Origin of the sequence: Nocardia sp. NBC_00881, assembly GCF_045207455.1 — a bacterium.
In the GTDB taxonomy this organism is placed as follows: Bacteria; Actinomycetota; Actinomycetes; order Mycobacteriales; family Mycobacteriaceae; genus Nocardia.
The window spans coordinates 6,090,864-6,110,054 of sequence record NZ_CP108798.1 but is presented as its reverse complement, the minus strand read 5'-3'; the positions used below and the strand labels follow the sequence as shown (position 1 = coordinate 6,110,054).

Below are 19,191 nucleotides of genomic sequence, written 5' to 3'. Positions count from 1 at the left end.
ACTGCGTGATGGTATCGAAACCCGGTGCACACCGGACGCGGCTCAGGTCACGTTGATTACTGTCGAACTTGGCTGCGTCGATTCGTGCGCTCAGGCTACGTGGAAAGAAGAGACGACATGACCGAAACCGCCGACCACAGGGACTCGTACCCTCCGACCGCGGCGTTTGCCGCCGCGGCGAACGCCGATGCCACGCTCTACCAGCGGGCGCAAACCGATCGCGATGCGTTCTGGGCCGAGCAGGCTGATCGGTTGCAGTGGCATCGACCGTTCGACCGGGTACTGGACTGGAGTGCCGCGCCGGTGGCGAAATGGTTTGTCGGCGGCACTCTCAACGTCGCCTACAACTGTGTGGACCGGCACGTCTTGGACGGACACGGCGACCAGATCGCTATTCAGTGGGAAGGCGAGCCCGGCGATTCCCGCGCCATCACCTACGCAGAACTGCTCGCCGAGGTCTGCCGGGCCGCCAACTACCTCACCGAACTCGGGCTGCGGGCCGGTGACCGCGTGGCGGTATACATGCCGATGGTGCCCGAGGCCATCATCTCCATGCTCGCCTGCGCCCGCCTGGGCCTGACCCACTCGGTCGTGTTCGCCGGATTCTCCCCCACCGCCCTACGGCAACGAGTCGACGACGCCGGTGCCCGGCTGATCATCACCACCGACGGGCAGTGGCGACGCGGGACGGCCACACCACTCAAAGCCGCGGTCGACGAGGCGTTGAGCGGCGACCCATCGACAGTCGAGCATGTGCTCGTGGTCCGCCGCACCGGTATCGAGGTGCCCTGGACCCAGCACCGCGACCTGTGGTGGCACGACACGGTCGAGCACGCCACACCCGAACACGAAGCCCAACCCTTCGACGCCGAACACCCCCTGTTCATCCTCTACACCTCCGGCACCACCGGAAAACCCAAAGGCATCCTGCACACCACCGGCGGCTACCTCACCCAAACCTCCTACACCCACCACATCGTCTTCGACCACAAACCCGGACAAGACATCTACTGGTGCACCGCCGACATCGGCTGGATCACCGGACACAGCTACATCGTCTATGGACCGCTGTCCAACCGCGCCACCCAAGTCGTCTACGAAGGCACCCCCAACTTCCCCGACGAACACCGACACTGGCAGATCATCGAAAAATACGGCGTCACCCTCTACTACACCGCACCCACCCTGGTACGCACCTTCATGAAATGGGGAAGAGAAATCCCCGCCGCCCACGATCTGACCTCGCTGCGGCTGCTCGGATCGGTCGGCGAACCGATCAACCCCGAAGCCTGGCGCTGGTACCGCGAGGTGATCGGCGCCCACCGCACCCCGATCGTGGACACTTGGTGGCAGACCGAAACCGGCGCCATCATGATCTCCCCACTGCCCGGGGTCACCACCACCAAACCCGGCGCCGCCATGACACCACTGCCCGGCATCTCCGCACGGGTGGTCGACGAAGACGGCAAACCAGTACAGAAAGCCGAGACCGACGCTGATTCCCCGGACCGCTCCGCGGTCGTCGGCTACCTCGTACTCGACCAGCCATGGCCCGCCATGCTGCGCGGCATCTGGGGCGATACGGAACGCTTCCACGAAACCTACTGGACACGCTTCGCCGAACAAGGCTGGTACTTCGCCGGCGACGGCGCCACCCTCGACACCGACGGCGACCTCTGGATACTCGGCCGCATCGATGACGTCATGAACGTCTCCGGCCACCGCATCTCCACCGCCGAAGTCGAATCCGCCCTCGTCGGACACAGCGGCGTCGCCGAAGCCGCGGTCGTCGGCGCCACCGACGCCACCACCGGCCAAGGCATCGTCGCCTTCGTCATCCTCACCGCCGAAACCGAGAACACCGGAACCGAGCTGGTCGACGAGCTCAAAGCAGAAGTGACCAAACAAATCAGCCCGATCGCACGACCCAGACAAATCCACATCGTTCCCGAACTACCCAAAACCCGCAGCGGCAAGATCATGCGCCGCCTACTCCGCGACATCGCCGAGGGACGCGAACTCGGCGACACCTCCACCCTGGTCGACCCGAAAGTATTCGAAGCGATCCGGACGGGCAAAGCCTGACTCGAGACGGGCGAACACAGCATTTTACGGCCGGTGACGGACGGCTCCACCGGCCGCGTCCGTTAGAATTGCGTAAGGTGTGCCGGGAAGTCTGGTCGGTGCGCGGTCGCGTGCCCGAAACGGAACGATGGGAACGCGTCCGCTCGCCCTGACCGTTCCGTCGAAAGGTTCCCCGTGATCACGCAGGTGCGCTCGGAGCTAACCCGCTATCTGCGCACCGAAACCGTCGGCGGCGCACTTCTTCTGATCGCGGCAGCTGTCGCGTTGCTGTGGGCGAATTCTTCGTGGGCCGACAGCTACCTGCGGATGACCGAGACGGTCGTGGGCATCCGGCCGCTGCACCTGGAATGGACCCTGGCCGACTGGACCAAGAACGGCCTGCTCGCAATCTTCTTCTTCGTCGCGGGCCTCGAGCTCAAACGCGAATTCGTCGTCGGCGAACTGGCCGACCGCAGGCGCGCCGCGCTGCCGATCGTCGCGGCGGTCGGCGGCGTGGTGACCCCCGCGCTGCTCGCGTCGGCGGTCGGCTTCGGCATCCCAGGCATGGAGCGCGGCTGGGCCATCCCGGTCGCCACCGACATCGCGTTCGCGCTGGCCGTGCTCGCGATGACGGGCTCGCGCATCCCGGCAAGCGCGCGCGTGTTCCTGCTCAGTCTCGCGGTGGTCGACGACCTATTGGCGATCATCCTGATCGCGGTACTGTTCACCGCCGCGCTGTCGCTGCTGTGGTTGCTCGCCGCCACGGCCTGCTTCGGTGGGTGGGCGCTTGCCCAGCACAAACGGATCAGCACGCCGGTCCTCTATATCCCGCTGGCACTGGTGTCCTGGTATGCGCTACATGAGGCGGGAATTCACCCGACCCTGGCGGGCGTGGTGCTCGGCCTGCTCACCAGGGTGCGGCCGGACCCAGGCGAGAGGCAGGCGCCCGCCACCCGGCTCGAACACTTGATCCAGCCGATCTCCGCAGGACTGTGTGTCCCGCTGTTCGCGCTGTTCGCGTCGGGAGTTCCGTTGGACACCAGGGTGTTCAGCGAGCTGTTCACCGATAGGCTCGCATTGGCCGTCATTCTCGGCTTGCTGCTGGGCAAGACCGCGGGCATCTTCGGGATCAGCTGGGCCGCAATCCGATTGGGCATCGCGAAACGCCCGATGGGGCTTGGGTATCGCGATATGTTCGCCCTGTCGGTGCTCGGCGCGATCGGCTTCACGGTTAGCCTTCTCATGGCGGAACTCGCGCTGGGCGACGTCGGAGACGGCTCCGCCGTCGAATTGGCGAAGACCGCTGTGTTGGTCACGTCGATGACGGCGTCGCTCGCGGGTTCGGCGCTACTGTTGCGGCGTGGGCGTGTCCACCAAGCGCGGCGAGACGCGCGTGCGCTACAACGTGAAGAGTGATGCGGCGCGAGCGATGTGCCCGGAGGCGGTAGCCTGCGTGACCACGAAGGGCACCGGGAGCGCCGCAGAGAGAACAGAGCGGCGCGAGCATGTGCCCGGAAGCGGTAGCCTGCGTGACCACGAAGGGCACCGGGAGCGCCGCGGAGAGAACAGAGCCGAAGCAGTGCCGGGACAGGGAGAAGGGTCGACCAAGTGAGTTTCAACCACGGCGGTAACGGGAACGACGCGCAGCGCGGTCGTACGGTAACCTCCATTCCCCTGTCGGACGCCGATCCCCTCGGCTCCGCCAGCTTCGGGAGCCTGGTTCGCGACGCCACCGAGCAGATGTCGACCCTGCTCCGCGCCGAGGTCGAACTGGCCAAGGCCGAGGTCACCGGCGAGATCAAGAAGGGCCTCCAGGGCAGTGTCTACTTCATCCTCGCCCTGACCGTCCTGCTGTTCAGCACCTTCTTCTTTTTCTTCTTCGTCGGTGAACTCCTCGACGTGTGGCTGGTGCGCTGGGCCGCCTTCCTGATCGTCTTCCTGCTGATGATCGTGGCGACCGCGGTGCTCGCGTTGCTCGGCTATCTGCGGGTGAAGAAGCTTCGCGCGCCGGAGAAGACGATCGACTCACTCAAGCAGGCGCGCACGGTGCTGCCGCACAGTCTCGGCGGATCCGCGCATGATGACCACCTCGCGTTGGAGAAACAGACATCCTAGGCGCGCGTTAGCAGGCGGGTACGGCGGCTACTAGGCTCGATCGCCGTGTCGTCGAACTTACTTCCGGACCCGTCCAGCGTCCGCTACGACGGACCGTGGACGCATCGGGATGTTCATGCCAACGGCATTCGATTCCATGTCGTCGAGGCGGCCACCGGGCGTTCCGACGCCCCGCTCGTCGTGCTGCTGCACGGATTCGCGGATTTCTGGTGGTCCTGGCGTAACCAGCTGACCGGCCTTGCCGACCTCGGCTATCGTGCCGTCGCTGTCGACCTGCGCGGCTACGGCGACAGCGACAAACCCCCGCGTGGCTACGACGGCTGGACATTGGCGGGTGACGTCGCCGGGCTCATCCGCGCACTCGGCTACACCGACGCCACGCTGGTCGGGCATGCCGACGGCGGGCTGGTCTGCTGGACGACCGCCGTGCTGCACCCGCGGCTGGTCCGCTCGATCGCGTTGGTGGGCTCGCCGCATCCGTCGGCGCTGAAGAGCGCCGTGTTGCGCAACCGCCGCCAGCGCGCGGCCTGGCTGCCGAATTTCCTGCGCTACCAACTCCCGCGCTACGGCGAGCACCTGTTGACCACCGCCGATGGCGTCGAGGTGGAACGGCTGCTGCGGCAGCGGGTGAGTGCGGGCTGGTCAGGTACCGCCGAATTCGTCGACACCGCGCGGCGGATGCGGTCGGCCATCCGGATCCCCGGCGCGGCGCACTGTGCGCTGGAGTATCAGCGCTGGGCGTTCCGCAGCCAGTGGCGCCCGGACGGCCGCCGGTTCATGGCGACCATGCGCGAACCCATTCACATCCCGGTGCTGGCCATGCGCGGCGACCTCGACCCGTATGTACTGACCGGCACGGTCCGCCGCGGTCATCACCTATCGCCGGAACGACGCCTGGTCGCCATTCCAGCGGCGGGCCACTTCGCCCATCAGGAGAACCCGGACGCCGTCACGACGGAGCTGGCCAAACTCCTCGCCTGAGCTTTTCGCGTTTCGCGAGTGCTTCCCTGGCCACGCACGTGCGTGGCCAGGGACTCGATCAGCTGAGGACGCAGGCTCCGGTGTCGACCGGGGCGTTGATACCGCCGGCCGCGTCGAGCTGGGCGCGGACCTCCGCGAGCGTGAGCACGTAGCCGGTGTCGTCGTCGGTGACGGCGGCGCCGAAGACCACGCCCAGCACCTGCCCGTCCGTATCCACCAGCGGCCCCCCGGAATTACCCGCCCTGACCTGGCCGCGGACGGTGTAGACCTCGCGCTCCACGGTGCCGTTGCGGTAGATGGTCGGGCCGGTGAGATCCAGTGTCTCGCGGACGCGGGCCGCGCTGGCCGTGTAAGGGCCGCCACCCGGGTAGCCGAGAACGATAGCACTGTCGCCCGAACGCGCAGGCGCGGGCGCCTGCCCGACCGCCGGCGCGGTCAGCCCGGGCACGGCGAGCACCGCGACGTCCTCGGACGGGTCGAACAGCACTACGTTGGCGTCCAGCGGGCCACGTGGGGTGTCCACCGCGACGCTGGTGGTGCCCGCGACCACGTGGGCGTTGGTCATCACCCGCTCCGGGGCGATCACGAAGCCCGAACCCTCCAGTGCCCGTTGACAACTCGGTGCGACACCGCGAATGCGCAGCACGCTCTGCTGCAACGACGCCGCGACCGGGCTGGCAAGCACGCTCGGATCGGGTGGTTCGACGGCCGCGATCGGCGCGCGGCCGAACGGCCCGATCACGTCCGGCAGACCGGAGGTGTTGAGCAGTTTGGAGAACTCGTTGGGCAGGCGGCGCAACCAGTTCGGCGCGACGTTGTTGACGTCGGCGAGCACGCGGGAACCGTTGATCGCGGTCGCGACGGCCGGTTGCGACGAGGTGGCCAACGGCAACGCGAGCAGCCACGCGGTGACCAGAACGGCCACCGCCTGCAGCACGGCGCCGACCACACTGTCCACGCTGCGCGTGAACGGGTGACGCATGCCGCTGCGGGCGGCGCGCCCCAGCACCATGCCAGCGACCTCGCCGACGATCACCAGCACCACGATGAGCAGCACGCCGGTGAGCACCCTGGTGCGTCCCTCGTCGACGTGGACCAGGACGTGCGGCGCGATCAGGATGCCCGCGACCGCGCCGAGTACCACGCCGAGGAAGGCGAGCGCGGAGGCCACCGCGCCCTGTCGCCACCCCGAGGAGGCGGCGAGCAGCGCAAGCAGCACAACCGCGATGTCGAGCCAGGCCGACGAGCTCATAACGTCATCCCCACGGCGGCGAGTGCGGTCTCCAGGTCACGAACGTCCTCGTGGTCCCACTCGCGTTCCCAACCCGCGGCTCTGAAGATTTCGCCGAGGATCCCGCCGGTCAGTCCCCAGACCAGCATTCCATCCACCTGGAATGCCGGGCTCTGGTAGCCGAGGGTGCTCTTGACCAGGAAGCGGTTGGCCGGATCGAGCAGCAGGGCGACCGGAACGCGCGCGACACGCTCGGTCTCGCTCTCGTTCACCACACGGACCTCGCTGGGCGTGCGCCAGTATGCGACAACCGGCGTCACGTCGAACCGGGACGGCGGCACGAACAGTTTCGGAAGTACGGCGACGGGTTGCACACCCGCGCGGTCGAGTCCGGTCTCCTCCCAGGCTTCGCGCAGTGCGGTGTCTATCGGCCCGGTGTCGTCGGGATCCACCTCGCCGCCGGGGAAAGCGACCTGACCGCGATGCTGGCGCATGGTGGACGCGCGCTGGGTCAGCAGTACCTCCGCGTCCGCGGGCAGTCCGCCGGGCGCCTCCGGGTCCGCGTCGGCCGAGCCGCCGAACAGCACGAGCACCGCGGCCTGCCGCGGCGTCGAGGTCACGGTCACGGCCCTGCGCAGTGCGCGGGCCACCGTCAAGGTGTCGGCGGTGTCGGCAGCCGGGTCGGCCGATCTACTCAGCCACTTCGGAATGTCTTCTGGCACAGGGATAGTCATCTCGCACCTCCCCGCACGACGCCGCCGACCCGAATGAACGCCCGCACCAACACCTCCACCACCGATCTGTCCACCCGCAGTGTCATGCGGCCACTCCGAGTTCGCCCGCGACGGTGTTCGCGATGTCATCGACCCCGTTGAAGGCACGCACCACAACGTCGGCAACCGAGCCGTCGGCCCGCAGCAGCACCGAAACCGGCAGCACCGCGGGGGCGCCGACGGCCGTGCGCACCCGCGCGTCCGCATCGAGCACTCCGGACAGTTTCACGCTCAGTCCACTCAGCCTGGACAGTGCCTTGGCCTCGTCGGGGTCGCTGTGCACGGTCAGCACGGTAATCGCGTTACCGGCGCGCTGTGCGAATTGCTGCAAATACGGCAACTCTTGGGCACACGGTGCACACCAGTAGGCCCAGAGGTTCAGCAGGGCCGGCTTGCCCGCCAGGACGGCGGCCAGGTCGACCGTTCTGCCGTCTGCCAGGCATTCCAGGGTGATGCCTGCCAGCGGGCCGTTTCCGCCGGGGCCTCGCGCGGGTTGCGGGCAGGCGGACAGACCGGCCGCGGCGCGCAGCTCGTCCGACACGCCGGACGCGGCGCGCGTCGACCGTTCGCGACCCGAGTTCACGTCGTTGTCATCACCCTCGCGCGGCCACACCGCGAGCGCGAGCGCCACTACCGCGACGAGACCGGCAAGTGCCCAGCGCCACCCGTACCCTGCCCCTCTACCGCCGGAGGGCTTCGAGCTCACCGGCCCACCAGCTCGAGCAGATGCTCCCGCTCCGGCCCCTTCACAAGTTTGGCCGCGGTCTCCGGATCGGTCGGCCCGGTCCCGAACGACGGGCAGTCCTTGGCCAGGATGCACACACCGCACGCCGGTTTGCGGGCATGGCAGACGCGGCGCCCGTGAAAGATCACCCGGTGCGACAGCATCGTCCATTCCTTGCGCTCGATCAGCGCGCCGACGATGTGTTCGACCTTCACCGGATCTTCCTCGGCGGTCCACTGCCAGCGGCGCACCAAGCGGCCGAAATGGGTGTCGACCGTGATGCCTGGCACTCCGAACGCGTTACCGAGGATGACGTTGGCGGTCTTGCGTCCGATCCCGGGCAATCGAACGAGTTCCACCAGGGTGTGAGGCAATTCACCATCATGCTGCTCGAGCAGCGTCTGTCCGAGGCCGATCAGAGCGGTGGTTTTGTTCCGGTAGAACCCGGTGGGTCGGAGGTATTCCTCCAGCTCTGCGCGGTTTGCCCCGGCGTAGGCGCGGGCGTCCGGGTAGCGCGCGAACACCGCCGGGGTGGTGAGATTCACGCGCTCATCGGTGCACTGCGCGGAAAGTATTGTCGCGACCGCCAATTCGAGCGGAGTGGTGAAATCCAGCTCACAGTGCGCGTCCGGGAAAGCGACCGCGAGTTCCCGGTTCATCCGGCGCGCTCTCCGGACCAGCCCGAGCCGGGTTTCCGCCTGTCGCGCCCTGGTTTTCCGTTTCGGAGCCGCGGCAGCGACCGGCTGCGGATCGGAGGCCTCAGGGGCAGGCGAAAGCCCGTTCCCGGCGGCGATGGAGGGGGAAACTCGCACGCGTCCACCATACGTAACCGGCGGACAACGTTGCCCTTCCAGTTGGGTTGCCGTGTTCCATCTGAGACCTGGACCGTGTTTACTGCTCGACATGCAAGGACTCGCTGTGGCGCTCTTCCCAGTGGTGTTGATGCTGTTCGCACTGGGCATGGAGCGGGTCGAGAATCGACTCAGCAAGCTTCTCGAACCCGACGAAGAGGTTCAGCAGTACCTGGACAACGCAAGCAACGCCGAGGTGAAGGAGCTGACGAAGCTCGGTCTGCCGGCGGCCGTGGCCCGGATGCGCAGGCGCCGCTCCCGCGGCGAGGAGCTGGATGTGGCCCGGGCAAGCTGACACGGCGCAAGCGATGGTCCCGGCGGCGGCAGCTTGCGTAATCACGAAGGGACTCCCGAACGCCGCCGATCGGACACTGGTACGGTTCTCCGCTGCGCCACGCAATTCACTCATTACGTGGTGTCTGTCACTACGCTGTCATCATGCCGCGTAGACTGCGCTGTTGGCCGAGTCGCTTCGGTCCAGTACAGAGCCATTTCCCATAAGGAGCACATTCGTGGACGAGGCCCTCGCCAGAGCAGGCATCTTCCAGGGCGTCGAGCCCACTGCGGTGGCCGCCCTCGCCAAGCAGCTGCAGCCCGTGGATTTCCCGCGCGGCCATGTCATCTTCAACGAGGGTGAGCCCGGCGACCGGCTGTACATCATCACGTCCGGCAAGGTGAAGATCGGTCGTCGCTCGCCCGATGGCCGGGAGAACCTGCTGACCATCATGGGCCCGTCCGATATGTTCGGTGAGCTGTCGATCTTCGATCCCGGACCGCGCACCTCCACCGCGACCACGGTGACCGAGGTCCGCGCCGTGACAATGGACCGCGACGCCCTCAAGGCTTGGATCGACCAGCGCCCCGAGATCGCCGAGCAGCTGCTCCGCGTGCTCGCCCGCCGCCTGCGGCGCACCAACAACAACCTGGCCGACCTGATCTTCACCGACGTTCCCGGCCGGGTCGCCAAGGCGCTGCTGCAGCTCGCGCAGCGCTTCGGCACCCAGGAGGCGGGCGCCCTGCGGGTCACCCATGACCTGACCCAGGAGGAGATCGCCCAGCTGGTCGGCGCCTCCCGCGAGACCGTGAACAAGGCGCTCGCCGACTTCGCACATCGCGGCTGGCTGCGGCTGGAGGGTAAGAGCGTGCTCATCTCGGACTCCGAGAGGCTCGCTCGCCGCGCGCGGTAACGCTCGCACCGACAACGCACAGCACGCCGGGTTCAGCGCTCCACTGAACCCGGCGTGCTGTTGTCGTCTTCCTGGTCAGCCGTGCCTCCGAAGGTATTCCAGCTGCGCCCGCACCGAGCTGCGCGCGGCCGGCCACAGCCGCTTGTCCACGTCGGCGTACACGCGCCGCACCACCGCCATCGCGCCGGCGTCCGGCCCGAGCACCCGCAATGCCGCACGTACCTGGTCGAGCCGCTCCTGCCGATGGGCGATGTAGTATCGCGCGATCGGCTCCAGGTCGGGATGGTCCGGGCCATGCGCGGGCAGCAGCGCCTTGCCCTTGCCCGCCTCGACCAGCTTGTCCAGCGACGACAGATAGTCCGCCAGGGTGCCGTCGCTGGAGTCCAGCACGGTGGTGCCCGCGCCGAGAATGGTGTCGCCCGTCAGCACCGCATCGTCGAGGACGAAGCTCACCGAGTCGCCGGTGTGGCCCGGCGTGTGTAGCACGGTGATCCGCAAACCCGCCGCCTCAATCACCTCGCCGTCCACCAGCGGCGCGTCCGAACCCCGCAGAAAGCCGAAATCCTTTGCCCGCACCGGTGTTCCGGTCAGCTCGACCAGCCGATCGATGCCGCCGGTGTGGTCGTGGTGACGGTGGGTGATCAGGACGAGGGCGATCTCGCCGCCGGTGGCCTCGGCGATCGCCGTACCGTGCGGCTTGTCCTTGGGCCCCGGATCGACCACCACACAGTCCGATCGTCCCGGAGCGCGCAGTATCCAGGTGTTGGTCCCCTCCAGTGTCATCGGCCCCGGATTGTCGGCGAGCAGCACCGCCGCCGTCGGGGTGACTCGCCGCAACTGACCATACGCAGGGTGCTCAAGTGCCATGCCACATTGTCCTCGAGTGAAAAAGGGTAGCTCTACCCGAACATTCGATTGCGCCGACTCGTGCCCAGAGCGCATCCCTGCGGACATCGACAGAATCCCGGAGTGGAGCGGAGTGAAACCTGCCACTCCCCGCACAGCGCGAGTCTTACGATCGCGCCCGTGCGGCCGATATCACAGCACCTCGGCGATCAATTCGACCTCGACCGGAGTGTTCCTGGGAAGTTCGGCCACACCCACGGCGGAGCGGGCATGCTTGCCCGCGTCGCCGAACACCTGGCCCAGGAACTCCGACGCGCCGTTGACAACCACCGGCTGCTCACCGAATCCCGGTGCGGACGCCACGAATCCGACCACCTTCACAATCCGCACCACCGCGTCCAGCCCGACCAGATCATGCACCGCGGCCAGCGCGTTCAGCGCACACAGCCGCGCCGCTTCCTTGGCCGCCTCGATCGAGACCTCGGCGCCGACCTTGCCGACCGCGGACAGCTCTCCGTCCACGAACGGCAACTGGCCGGAGGTGTAGACGAGCGACCCCGTGCGGATCGCAGGAATGTAGGCCGCGACCGGGGCCACAACCGGAGGTAGGGTCAATCCGAGCTCGGCGAGATTCTTCTCCCACTGGGTCATTGCGTCATCCCCTCTCTACTTGGGCCGCTTGAGGTAGGCGACGTGCTGCTCGCCCGTCGGGCCGGGCAGGACGGTGACCAGTTCCCAGCCGTCGGCACCCCACTGGTCGAGAATCTGCTTGGTCGCGTGCGTCAGCAGCGGCACGGTCGCGTACTCCCACAAAGTCGCATCACTCATGTGCGAGAGCGTACTGTGTTCGCTTCGCAGCGCTGCGTCAGTGCGTCACCGAACACTGGGATCGCTCTGTCGCCGATTCCTGGCGGCGGCCTTGTGCATGGGCAAAGCTGACGTTTCCTACGTCACACCCGGGTCGGCCCTATGGCACCGATTCCCGCTGCGGCCCGTGATCACCAGCGACGACGGTATGTCCTCGATCCGGCGACGGTTCGCGCATCACACCAGCCCTGACGTGTCCCTATGTCGTGCCGCTTCGGGGAGCGGTGCCCCAGCAGCATTGTCTGATACAGCTGCACGTCCTGGACCCGAGACTCGCCGGATCCCTCGGACGTGAACCCAGAACGGGTTATAGGCTCGCGAGCGTGGGAGTACCAACAGTAGTGCCACTTTCGGCGGAGCCGGGGCTGGACACAGGGTGGCCGAAGCGCGCGGAAAAGGCCCGCTTGCACTACGTCTCCGGCAAGGGGGGCACGGGCAAGTCGACGGTGGCCGCGGCGCTGGCACTCGCGCTCGCCGCGGGGGGCCGCCGGGTGCTGTTGGTGGAGGTGGAAAGCAGGCAGTCGATCGCGCAACTGTTCGATCTGCCGCCGCTGCCGCCGACCGAGACCAGGATCGCCACCGCCGATGGTGGCGGCGAGGTGGCCGCGCTGGCACTGGATATCGAGCACGCCTTTCTCGAATACCTCGACATGTTCTACAACCTGGGCTTCGCGGGACGGGCGATGCGCAGGATGGGCGCCATCGATTTCGTCACCACGATCGCGCCTGGTCTTCGCGACGTCATCCTGACCGGAAAGATCAAAGAATGCGCGGTCCGCGTGGACAAGTCCGGCAAGCGGGTCTACGACGAAATCGTGGTCGACGCGCCGCCGACCGGGCGGATCGCAAGCTTCCTCGACGTCACCCAGGCCATGGTAGAGGTCGCCAAGGGCGGGCCGATCGCCTCGCAGGCCGAGGGCGTTTCGAAGCTGCTGCACTCGGATCAGACCATGATTCACCTGGTTACACTGCTGGAGGCGCTGCCGGTACAGGAAACCGCCGACGCCGTCGCTGAGCTGACGGCCGCCGACCTGCGCATCGGCGCGGTGATCGTGAATCGCGCGACCGAGGGCCAACTGCCGCCCGACCTGCGTGCACAGGCCGCGCAGGGCGATCTCGACTCCGACGCCATCCGCACCGGCCTGATCTCTGCGGGAATCACGTTGTCGGACAATGATTTCCAGGGCTTGGTCACCGAAACCGCCGAACACTCGGCCATTTTGCGCGCACAAGACGACAGCGCGGCGGAGCTGGCCAAGGTCGACGTGACCCGGCTCTACCTGCCCGCTCTCGCGGAGGGGATGGACCTGGGCGGACTGTACGAACTAGCCGACCATCTCAGCGCGCAGGGAGTCCGATGAGCACGCCGAGCCCCTCCGTCGCGGCCCCGCTGGACATGTCGAAAATCCTCGCCGACCCGTCGGCGCGCGTGGTGGTCTGCTGCGGCTCCGGCGGCGTCGGGAAGACGACCACCGCCGCGGCGATCGCGCTGCGCGCGGCCGAGCAGGGGCGCAAGGTCGTGGTGCTCACGATCGACCCGGCCCGCCGACTGGCCCAGTCACTCGGCGTCGCCGACCTGGACAACAGCCCCCAGCGGGTCGCACTGGGCCCGGAAGCCAAGGGCGAGCTACACGCCATGATGCTCAACATGCGTCGCACGTTCGACGACATGGTGCTCGAGCACACCAGCCCGGAGAAGGCGGAGCAGATCTTCGCCAACCCCTTCTATCAGACCGTCGCATCGTCCTTCGGGGGCACGCAGGAATACATGGCTATGGAGAAGCTGGGCCAGCTGGCCCACCGGCGCGAGTGGGACCTGATCGTGGTGGACACCCCGCCGTCGCGCAACGCCCTCGACTTCCTGGACGCGCCCAAGCGTCTGAACAACTTCCTCAACGGCCGCATGATCCGGGTGATCATGGCGCCGGGCCGCGGCGTCACCCGGCTGGTGACCGGTGCGATGAGCCTGGCCGTGCGTGCGGTGTCCACCATCGTCGGCGGGCAGATGCTCAAGGACGCGTCGAACTTCCTACAGTCGCTGGATTCTCTGTTCGGTGGCTTCCAGGACCGCGCCGACCGCACCTACGCGATGCTGTCGAAGCCCGGCACGCACTTCCTGGTGGTCGCGGCACCGGAACCGGACGCTCTGCGCGAAGCCTCGTTCTTCGTCGATCGGCTCTCCACTGAGCGCATGCCGCTGGCCGGGCTGGTGCTGAATCGGACGCATCCGGCGCTCAGCTCGCTGTCGGCCGATCACGCGCTGACCGCCGCCGACCAGCTCGCGGAGTCCGATCCGCTCACCGCGGCGGTATTGCGCGTCCATGCGCGGCGGGTTGCCACCGACAAGCGGGAACAGCACCTGCTGCACCGCTTCACCGGCGCGCATCCCCGCGTGCCGATCGTCACGGTGACCACGCTTCCGTTCGAGGTGTCCGATCTCGACGCACTGCGCGCCGTCGGTGATCAGCTCACCCGCACCGTCCAGGCAACCACCTGATACTCAGGCGTATCCGCTATCGGTTCAACCGCCTTCGAACCAAACTGAGCCCGCTTCCGCGGGCTCCGGTTCGTTGTTCTGCCAGGGCTACATCGCCACCTGATGCTGCCGCTGGGCCTGGAAGAAATCGGCCCAGGATGTCACCTCCGGATGCTGCTTCAGCAGCGCGCGGCGCTGCCGTTCGGTCATGCCGCCCCACACGCCGAACTCGACGCGATTGTCGAGGGCGTCGGCACCACACTGCATGAGCACTGGACAGTGCCTGCAGATCGTCGCCGCTTTGCGCTGCGCCGCACCGCGGACGAACAGCTGATCGGGATCTACTTCTTTGCATCGGGCCTGGGCTACCCAGGCGATTCTTGCTTCGGCCTGCTCCACGTCCAATCGAGCGATGGGGGTTGTCATGTGCATTTGGTGTGCCCCTTTGCAGTCCGAACACCGGTCAACGGCGCTCCAGAATCGCGTGTCACCACCGCAGCAACCCAAACCCCGCTGCGCAGTGCACCACATTCCACATTTGAGTGTTAGCTCTATCACACTGGGTTCTCAATCTAGGTAAAGGTATAGCGCTTGCGCAAGACCGTCCCGAGATTTTTTGGTACGTCCGTCCCTGCAAAGTCGGGCTCACACAGGACGGTCAGGCAGATTCCGGATGTGCCGTTCCCCGACACGCTAGAGCTGAATCCACGACACGCCCATGCCGGTTCGCGGATCACCAGTTCCGGCCATCGGACAAATGCCGCCAAGAAGACGCGAACGGCACCCCGTAGTCTTGGGGTCGTGCCGATCACACATACGCTCGCGAGGCTGGCCGGCAGCTGTGCGCTGGCCGCCGTGCTCGTCGCCGGGTTGTTGTTCCCGCTCGCAGGCGGTTTCGGATTCGTATCCAACCGCGCCGCCGACGCCGTCGACAACGTCTCCGCGGAATTGGTGGAAGGAACGGTGCCCGCGGTCTCGACCATGGTCGACGCGGCGGGCAATCCGATCGCCTGGCTGTACGAGCAGCGCCGGTTCGAGGTCCCCAGCGACAAGATCTCCAACGACATGAAACTGGCGATCGTGTCCATCGAGGACCGGCGTTTTGCCGAACACGAGGGCGTGGACTGGCAGGGCACGCTGCGCGCGTTCCTCACCAACACCAGCAGCGGCGAGGTCCAGCAGGGCGCGTCGACGCTGGATCAGCAGTATGTGAAGAACTTCCAGCTGCTCGTGGTCGCCAAGACCGATGCCGAGCGCCGCGCCGCGATCGAGACCACCCCGGCCCGCAAGATCCGTGAGATCCGGATGGCGCTCACGCTGGACCGAGAGCTGACCAAAGACGAGATCCTCACCCGGTACCTCAACCTCGTCCCGTTCGGTAATTCCTCCTATGGCATCCAAGACGCCGCGCAGACCTACTTCGGTGTCGACGCGGCCGAGCTGAACATCTGGCAGGCCGCGATGCTGGCGGGCATGGTGCAGAGCTCCTCGAAGCTCAACCCGTACACCAACGCCGATGGTGTGCTGGCCCGGCGCAACACGGTGCTGGATACCCTGATCCAGAACATCCCGAGCCGTGCCAACGAGTTCCGTGAGGCCAAGACCAAGCCGCTGGGGGTGCTGCCGGAGCCCAAGGGCCTGCCGCGCGGCTGCATCGCGGCCAACGACCGCGGATTCTTCTGCGACTACGCGCTGCAGTACCTCGCCAACGCGGGCATCAGCCGCGACCAGATCGACAAGGGCGGCTATCTCATCAAGACCACCCTCGACCCAGCCGTGCAGGACTCGGTGAAACGGTCGGTGACGGAGGCAGCCAACCCGAACCTCGACGACATCGCACAGGTCATGTCAGTGGTCGCACCGGGGCCGGACTCCCATCCGGTGCTCGCGATGGCCAGCAGTCGCACTTACGGCCTGAACCGGGACGCGAGCGAGACCGTGCAGCCCCAGCCGTACTCGCTGGTCGGTGACGGCGCCGGCTCGATCTTCAAAATCTTCACGACCGCCGCGGCCATGGAGAAGGGCCTCGGCATCAACGCCGAGCTCGACGTGCCCGGCCGGTTCGAGGCCAAGGGTATGGGTAACGGTGGTGCGCGCGGCTGCCCGCCAGCTACTTACTGCGTCGAGAACGCGGGCAAGTACAAGTCGCCGATGTCGGTGACCGAGGCGCTGGCCACCTCACCGAACACCGCCTTCGTCAAACTGATCCAGGCGGTCGGAGTCACCCCGACCGTCGACATGGCGATCCGGCTCGGCATGCGCACTTACACCGAGGCGGGCACATCCGGCCACGGCAACCAAAGCCTGGCCGACATGGTCAAGGACCAGAATCTCGGCTCCTTCACTCTCGGCCCGGTCGCGATCAACCCGCTCGAGCTGTCCAATGTCGCCGCGACGCTGGGCTCGGGTGGCCGGTGGTGCCCGCCGAACCCGATCAAGGATGTCGTCGACCGCCAAGGCAGGCAGGTGCCGCTGACCCAGCAGGCGTGCGAACAGGTCGTCGAGCCAGGTCTGGCGAACACCCTGGCCAACGCGATGAGCAAAGACGACACCAGCGGCACGGCCGCGGGTGCGGCTCGATCGGCAGGCTGGAACTTCCCGCTCTCCGGCAAGACGGGCACCACCGAGAGCCACCGTTCGTCGGCCTTCCTCGGATTCACCAACTCGCTGGCCGCCGCAGCCTACATCTACGGCGACAGCCCGACACCCGGCGAGATCTGCTCGTTCCCGCTGCACAGTTGCGGCGACGGCAACCTGTTCGGCGGTAATGAACCGGCGCGCACCTGGTTCAACGCGATCAAGCCGGTGGTACCCCTGTTCCCGACCCCCGGGCTGCCGCCGCTTGACGACAAGTACGTGCGCGGCTCGAACAACGCCCAGGTGCCCGACGTCGCAGGCAAGACCCAGGGCGAGGCCACCTCCGCACTGGTCGCCGCCGGCTTCCAGGTGACATCGGTGACCGGCGCCGGGTCGCAGCCCAAGGGCACCGTGATGGGAACCGCGCCGAACGGCTCGGCGATCCCCGGTTCGGTGATCACGCTCTACATCAGCGACGGCACCGTGCGGGAAGCGCCGCCGCCCGGGCCGCCACCGGGACCGCCACCGGGGCCGCCTGGCCTGCCGATACCGCGGCTGCCACCGATCCCGATCCCGATTCCGATCCCGCGCTGAGTGACCGAAAGAGGCCGCGAACCATCCGGTTCGCGGCCCTTTCGCGGTTCACGCGACGCTACAGCCGTGCCTTCACCGCGGCCGAAATACGGGAACCATCGGCCTTTCCCGCCGCGAGCCCAGTGGCGATCTTCATGACCTGGCCCATCTGGCGCATGCCGGGCCGCTCACCGATTTCCTCGGCCACCTGCGCGATCGCAGTGTCGGCGAGGTCGGCGACTTCAGCGTCGGTCAGTTGGGTCGGCAGGTATTCGTCGATGATGCGCGCCTCGGCATGCTCGTTCGCCGCCAGTTCGCCGCGCCCAGCCTGCGTGTAGACCTCGGCGGACTCGTTGCGTTTCTTCGACTCCTTTTGCAGCACGGCGACGACCTCGGCGTCGGAGAGCTCACGTGCCTCCGAGCCTGCGACCTCGGCGGTCTGGATGGCCGCGAGCAGCATCCGCAACGTGGAAAGGCGCAGCGTGTCCTTGGCTTTCATCGCGACGGTCAGATCCGTCCGCAGCTGCGATTTGAGTTCCGACATGCAGCTCACGGTAGCCGGTCCGTCGCGGCCGGCCCACCACATTTGCACCGCTGTCGGATTTCCCGGCGTCCGAACCCGCGCTTGTGCGGAAACACACCCGGCGCTCCCGCACGGGGTCACCTATGCTGGGCAAATGCCCGTGATCTCGACCTCTGCTGTACGCACCACCGCGCTGGGAGCCGCCGGGGCCGCGGTGGCCGGAATCGGCTACGCCTCGCTGGTCGAACGCAACGCCTTCGTTCTGCGGGAGGCGACCATGCCCGTGTTGGCGCCGGGGTCGTCATCGCTGCGGGTACTACACATCAGCGATCTGCACATGATGCCGGGCCAGAAGCTCAAGCAGCAGTGGCTGCGCGAGCTGGACCGCCTGGAGCCCGATTTGGTGGTCAACACCGGCGACAACCTCTCGCACCAGAAGTCGGTGCCCGCGGTTGTCCAGGCCCTCGGCGGATTGCTTTCCCGTCCAGGCCTGTTCATCTTCGGCAGCAACGACTACTTCGCGCCGGTGGCGAAGAACCCGCTGAAATACTTCAAAAAGGACCACCGCCGCACCTTCGGCGCTCCGCTGCCATGGAAGGACCTGCGCGCGGCCTTCACCGAGCGCGGCTGGCTCGACCTGACGCACGTCCGCCGCGACCTCGAGGTGGCGGGCATCCGGATCGCCACCGCCGGCGTGGACGATCCACATCTGCAGCGCGACCGTTACGACACCATCGCGGGCGCTCCGAACCCATTGGCCGAACTACGGATCGGTCTCACCCATTCGCCCGAGCCGCGGGTACTGGACCGCTTCGCCGAGGACGGCTACGACCTGGTGCTGGCAGGGCACACGCACGGCGGCCAACTATGCCTGCCCGGATACGGCGCACTCGTGACCAACTGCGGCATCGACCGGTCCCGGGTGAAGGGCCCCTCCAAGTGGGGTGGGCACACCCAGCTGCATGTCTCCGCGGGCATCGGCACCTCGCCGTGGGCGCCGTACCGATTTTGCTGCCGCCCAGAGGCAACTTTGTTGACGCTGGTCGCCGCGCCGCCGAGACGTCCAGGAGCCGAGGCGGGCCAGGGTGTGTCGGCGTCGGAGGCCGTCGCCCGCTAAGGTCCCCTGCCGAGACGAGTGTCAGGTAGGGAAACGTGAGCGAATTCGACGACCGGCGCGACGACCCGACGGTTCTGGGACGGCCCGGTGCGCCGCGACTTCCTCGGCAACAGCCGTTCGGGGCAGCACAGTTCGATTCTGACTCGACGCGTGACGATTCCGATCCCACGGGCCGACCGAACTCCGGGGTGCATCCGGTGGCACCCGGGCAGTCCGAAGCACCGCAGGGACAATACTTTTCGGGCACTGCATGGTCGGACAGTCCGATCCCCGAAGGACACTCGAC

19 protein-coding genes are annotated in these 19,191 nt (G+C 67.1%); 10 read left to right on the top strand and 9 right to left on the bottom strand.

What is annotated here, in order from left to right; translation table 11 throughout:
• Positions 1–117 precede the first annotated feature (117 nt).
• From acs to OH799_RS26270, 4 genes are all read left to right on the top strand, one after another.
• Positions 118–2,085 carry an acetate--CoA ligase gene (gene acs, locus OH799_RS26285; protein ID WP_406269230.1) on the top strand — a complete coding sequence of 656 codons (1,968 nt, stop codon included), beginning with the start codon at positions 118–120 and terminating at the stop codon, positions 2,083–2,085.
• Positions 2,086–2,262: 177 nt separating this feature from the next.
• Positions 2,263–3,480, top strand: coding sequence for a Na+/H+ antiporter NhaA (gene nhaA / locus OH799_RS26280; protein ID WP_406282589.1), 1,218 nt, complete (start codon positions 2,263–2,265; stop codon positions 3,478–3,480).
• Between the two features lie 192 nt (positions 3,481–3,672).
• Complete coding sequence (locus OH799_RS26275; RefSeq protein ID WP_406269227.1) at positions 3,673–4,179, top strand: phage holin family protein; 507 nt, start codon at positions 3,673–3,675, stop codon at positions 4,177–4,179.
• Positions 4,180–4,224: 45 nt separating this feature from the next.
• On the top strand, positions 4,225–5,160 hold the full coding sequence (locus tag OH799_RS26270; protein ID WP_406269224.1) for an alpha/beta fold hydrolase: 936 nt from the start codon (positions 4,225–4,227) through the stop codon (positions 5,158–5,160).
• Positions 5,161–5,218: 58 nt separating this feature from the next.
• Here OH799_RS26270 and OH799_RS26265 read toward each other — a convergent pair whose 3' ends face one another.
• The 4 genes from OH799_RS26265 to nth form a co-directional block, all read right to left on the bottom strand.
• Positions 5,219–6,412 carry a MarP family serine protease gene (locus OH799_RS26265; protein WP_406269221.1) on the bottom strand — a complete coding sequence of 398 codons (1,194 nt, stop codon included), beginning with the start codon at positions 6,410–6,412 and terminating at the stop codon, positions 5,219–5,221.
• Positions 6,409–7,125, bottom strand: a complete 717-nt coding sequence (locus OH799_RS26260) for an NUDIX hydrolase (RefSeq protein WP_406269218.1) — start codon at positions 7,123–7,125, stop codon at positions 6,409–6,411. Before OH799_RS26260 ends, OH799_RS26265 begins: the two co-directional genes overlap by 4 nt.
• Before the next feature lie 82 nt (positions 7,126–7,207).
• A complete protein-coding gene (locus tag OH799_RS26255; protein WP_406269215.1) occupies positions 7,208–7,870 on the bottom strand; it encodes a TlpA family protein disulfide reductase in 663 nt (220 codons plus the stop codon).
• Positions 7,867–8,547, bottom strand: a complete 681-nt coding sequence (gene nth / locus OH799_RS26250) for an endonuclease III (RefSeq protein WP_406282586.1) — start codon at positions 8,545–8,547, stop codon at positions 7,867–7,869. Before nth ends, OH799_RS26255 begins: the two co-directional genes overlap by 4 nt.
• A gap of 244 nt (positions 8,548–8,791) precedes the next feature.
• On the opposite strand from nth, the gene OH799_RS26245 reads away from it, so the two are divergent.
• Together OH799_RS26245 and OH799_RS26240 are read left to right on the top strand one after the other, a co-directional pair.
• The gene (locus OH799_RS26245; protein ID WP_406269212.1) at positions 8,792–9,034 is read left to right on the top strand and encodes a hypothetical protein; all 243 of its coding nucleotides are present in this window, start codon (positions 8,792–8,794) and stop codon (positions 9,032–9,034) included.
• Positions 9,035–9,251: 217 nt separating this feature from the next.
• Positions 9,252–9,926: a Crp/Fnr family transcriptional regulator gene (locus tag OH799_RS26240; RefSeq protein ID WP_019044571.1), complete on the top strand. Its 675-nt coding sequence runs from the start codon at positions 9,252–9,254 to the stop codon at positions 9,924–9,926.
• A 75-nt stretch (positions 9,927–10,001) separates the two neighbouring features.
• Here OH799_RS26240 and OH799_RS26235 read toward each other — a convergent pair whose 3' ends face one another.
• From OH799_RS26235 to OH799_RS26225, 3 genes are all read right to left on the bottom strand, one after another.
• Positions 10,002–10,793, bottom strand: coding sequence for an MBL fold metallo-hydrolase (locus OH799_RS26235; RefSeq protein WP_406269209.1), 792 nt, complete (start codon positions 10,791–10,793; stop codon positions 10,002–10,004).
• Between the two features lie 171 nt (positions 10,794–10,964).
• Positions 10,965–11,423 carry a RidA family protein gene (locus tag OH799_RS26230; protein WP_357268395.1) on the bottom strand — a complete coding sequence of 153 codons (459 nt, stop codon included), beginning with the start codon at positions 11,421–11,423 and terminating at the stop codon, positions 10,965–10,967.
• 15 nt (positions 11,424–11,438) lie between these two features.
• Positions 11,439–11,600, bottom strand: coding sequence for a DUF4177 domain-containing protein (locus OH799_RS26225; RefSeq protein WP_327111756.1), 162 nt, complete (start codon positions 11,598–11,600; stop codon positions 11,439–11,441).
• Positions 11,601–11,980: 380 nt separating this feature from the next.
• Between OH799_RS26225 and OH799_RS26220 the strand changes: the two genes are divergently transcribed.
• Positions 11,981–13,000: an ArsA-related P-loop ATPase gene (locus OH799_RS26220; RefSeq protein ID WP_406282583.1), complete on the top strand. Its 1,020-nt coding sequence runs from the start codon at positions 11,981–11,983 to the stop codon at positions 12,998–13,000.
• Positions 12,997–14,136, top strand: coding sequence for an ArsA family ATPase (locus OH799_RS26215; RefSeq protein ID WP_357268393.1), 1,140 nt, complete (start codon positions 12,997–12,999; stop codon positions 14,134–14,136). Before OH799_RS26220 ends, OH799_RS26215 begins: the two co-directional genes overlap by 4 nt.
• A gap of 87 nt (positions 14,137–14,223) precedes the next feature.
• On the opposite strand, the gene OH799_RS26210 is transcribed toward OH799_RS26215, so the two are convergent.
• A complete protein-coding gene (locus tag OH799_RS26210; protein ID WP_014981178.1) occupies positions 14,224–14,547 on the bottom strand; it encodes a WhiB family transcriptional regulator in 324 nt (107 codons plus the stop codon).
• A 369-nt stretch (positions 14,548–14,916) separates the two neighbouring features.
• Here OH799_RS26210 and OH799_RS26205 point away from each other — a divergent pair, with 369 nt between their 5' ends.
• The gene (locus OH799_RS26205) at positions 14,917–17,286 is read left to right on the top strand and encodes a penicillin-binding protein (RefSeq protein ID WP_406269203.1); all 2,370 of its coding nucleotides are present in this window, start codon (positions 14,917–14,919) and stop codon (positions 17,284–17,286) included.
• Positions 17,287–17,344: 58 nt separating this feature from the next.
• Here the strand turns inward: OH799_RS26205 and OH799_RS26200 are convergent, their stop codons facing one another.
• Complete coding sequence (locus OH799_RS26200; RefSeq protein WP_406269200.1) at positions 17,345–17,809, bottom strand: GatB/YqeY domain-containing protein; 465 nt, start codon at positions 17,807–17,809, stop codon at positions 17,345–17,347.
• A gap of 133 nt (positions 17,810–17,942) precedes the next feature.
• Between OH799_RS26200 and OH799_RS26195 the strand changes: the two genes are divergently transcribed.
• Positions 17,943–18,905 (top strand): metallophosphoesterase, encoded by a 963-nt coding sequence (locus OH799_RS26195; protein ID WP_406269197.1) that lies wholly within the window; start codon positions 17,943–17,945, stop codon positions 18,903–18,905.
• Positions 18,906–19,191 lie beyond the last annotated feature (286 nt).